Below are 2,921 nucleotides of genomic sequence, written 5' to 3' on the forward strand. Positions count from 1 at the left end.
TTTAGCCAAAGATATTTCTTTTAGTGTCCATGTCTTATAATTTTCAACTTCACTGATTATTTCCCTAAACGGCTCACGTGAAAATTTATAAAAATTCGTATTAGTTATTAAAACTAGTAAATAAGATTTCATCGCTAAGTATCTTAAAGTGACTTGTTTATTTTCATGATTTTCCAAATAAAAAGAATATAATTCTTCAAACTGTCCTTGATTATAAAGCTTATCAATTTTTTCTTCCAAATTAATTTCATTTTCTTTTTGATAATATTCAAATTCATTGAAAGAAATTCCTAAATTACTTAAAAGCCCCATAAATTTACTTACCTCTATAGAATTTTTTCCAGCTTCAAAATCACTATAAAAAGATTTTGATACAACATTCAAATAAACTTCTTTTTGTTTCATGCCTTTTTCTATCCGAATTTTTTTTATTATTTCATTATACATTTTTTACTCCTAATCTCAGTCCGATATATAGGAATTATAACCATATTTTTTATTTTATTCCATGATATATTTTATAAAACATGACTTAAAGGAGAATAATTATGACAAAAATTTATCTAAAACTAATAGGCTTCGGAGTGCTGTTAACTCTATTAATCAGTATATTCTCAGCGTTGGGAATTATTTTAAAGTTAGATAATGATAACTTTTTACTATTACAAATAATTGCCTTTGCAATAGCTACAGTTACTCTTATTTTTTATATGCAAAAAAAAGGACATTCCCTTCAACCTTTTGGCTTTAAAAAAGGTAAATGTAATCCTATTTTTATTATTTTTATGTTAATCATTACATCCATTCAGCCAGTTGTGATGGGTATTAATCATTCTCTTTCCTTAAAAACAATCGTATTGATCATTATTCAAATGTTATTAGTTGGCTTTGTTGAAGAAACATTATTTAGATCTATTTATCTATTTTTTTTATCTGTAAATACGAAAAGATATATTTTATTTTCTAGTGTTGTTTTTGGCCTTTTACATGTTGCTACTGGAATTAATCCTGAATTTCCTATGGTTTTAGTTATACTACAAATAGTCAATGCTCTACTCTTAGGAATTGTTTTTGCATTACTTTATTTAAAGACTCAAACTATCTATACAACAATATTTTTTCATGCAGGATTTAACATTTTAGCTTCTGTTTCTTTAGACAATTCTATAAACAATCAAATATTATCCGTTTCTATTTTAGTTGTTTTTTATATTATCTTTATTTTTTTCTTATTAAAAAAAGAGAGAAAACACTAAATATTTAACTTGGTATAATGCCACATTATGTAAATCACTAAAATATTATCATGGTATAATTAAGAAAAAATAAGGAGTGAGATTTATGAAAAATAAGAAGAATTGGATAATCGGAATTACTGGGGTCTTTGTCGGTTTAATTTTAAGAGAATTAATTCGTATTATTTTTCATTTCTAGCTCAGTATAACGTCACTTATGTTAAATCTGAAGATTTTAAGAGAAAAACATGGAGAATTATCTTAGAAAATATTTAAAGCCCTCAGAATGATTCTAAGGGCTTTTTAGCTTGGTGTAACATCTGATTATGTCTACCATAAAGTTAAATAACTATTTACTTATCTTCAACATCCAATCTCTCAAACAATTTATGTTTTGTTTCAAATCATTTAATCTTATATTTTCGTTATCTGAATGTACATTACTTCCTGAATAACTACATCCTATTGAAACAATCGGAATATCTAACAATTCTCCAAATATTGACATAGGACCACCGCCTGAGAGATTGGGTATTAATCGACACTGATCTACTCCGTAAATCTTTTTAGTACTTTCGACTAATTTTTTTATATAAGAGTTGGTTATGTCAGATCTATAAGCTGATTCATAATGCACATTTCTTATTTTAATATTTTCAAAATTATTATTTTTAATATGTTGTTTCAAAAGATTTAATATTTTTTCTGGTGTCTGATTTGGAACAAATCGGCAATCAATCTTTGCTGAAGCGATTGAAGGGATGCTGTTACTACTTAATCTGTCTCCTACTTGAATGTTGCTGATGTTAAAAGTAGGTTCATTGACTAAAATTAATTGATGCTCGCTCCCTATCAACTCTTCAGTAATTCCATAAATATTTTTAAATGATTCTTCATCGAATTCAAGGTTTTGAATAGCATTAATAAGTGTGTTGTTTAAAGGTATGATATCATCATAGAAGCCTTTTATAGTAATTTTATTGTGTTCATTTTTTAAACTTGAAAGACATTTAACAAGTTGCCAACCCGGATTTTCAACTATGCCAGCATAGGCAGAATGAATAGTTTGTTTAGCAGTTTGAACTTCTAAATCAAAAGACAATATTCCTTTGACACCACAACTGATTTCAATTTGCTCTTTTTCATTTTTCCATCCACACTCCCATAAACAGACGTCCGCCGACATTTCTAAATGATATTTATCTAAATATTTTTGTAGATTAGGACTGCCTATCTCTTCTTCTCCTTCAATAAAAAATATTATATTACAGGGAAGACCACCATTATTTTGAAAATAATCTATTAGCATTAACCTTGCTATAATTTCACCTTTACAGTCACTAGAACCTCTACAGAATAGTTTCTCATTTATTATCGTTGCTTTAAAAGGTTCTGTTTCCCATTTATCGATATCATCTATTGGCTGAACATCGTAATGATTATATATTAAAATTGTTTTATCTGAGTTACCGTTAAACTTTGCCATAATAACTGGTGCAACACTAAAGTCATCCATTATCTTTATTTGTTCCGCTCCAAGTTTTTCAAATCTTTTTTTCAGCCAATCAATAGACTCTTCAATTCCTTTTTGTTCAGTAGAAATTGAGGGTATTTCAAGAAATTCGAAATATTCAATAAATGTCGTGTTAATAGTATCTTCTAAATTCATTATAAAATCCTCCTTTT

3 protein-coding genes are annotated in these 2,921 nt (G+C 27.2%); 1 reads left to right on the forward strand and 2 read right to left on the reverse strand.

Annotated elements, in window-relative coordinates:
• Positions 1-447 (reverse strand): helix-turn-helix domain-containing protein (locus RR554_RS10660; protein ID WP_332467990.1); only part of this gene is annotated, 447 nt, incomplete at its 3' end.
• A gap of 101 nt (positions 448-548) precedes the next feature.
• Between RR554_RS10660 and RR554_RS10665 the strand changes: the two genes are divergently transcribed.
• On the forward strand, positions 549-1,256 hold the full coding sequence (locus RR554_RS10665; protein WP_332467991.1) for a CPBP family intramembrane glutamic endopeptidase: 708 nt from the start codon (positions 549-551) through the stop codon (positions 1,254-1,256).
• Between the two features lie 328 nt (positions 1,257-1,584).
• Here RR554_RS10665 and RR554_RS10670 read toward each other — a convergent pair whose 3' ends face one another.
• On the reverse strand, positions 1,585-2,904 hold the full coding sequence (locus RR554_RS10670) for a M20/M25/M40 family metallo-hydrolase (protein ID WP_332467992.1): 1,320 nt from the start codon (positions 2,902-2,904) through the stop codon (positions 1,585-1,587).
• Positions 2,905-2,921: the final 17 nt, after the last annotated feature.

This window comes from Vagococcus sp. (assembly GCF_036639995.1).
In the GTDB taxonomy this organism is placed as follows: domain Bacteria; phylum Bacillota; class Bacilli; order Lactobacillales; family Vagococcaceae; genus Vagococcus.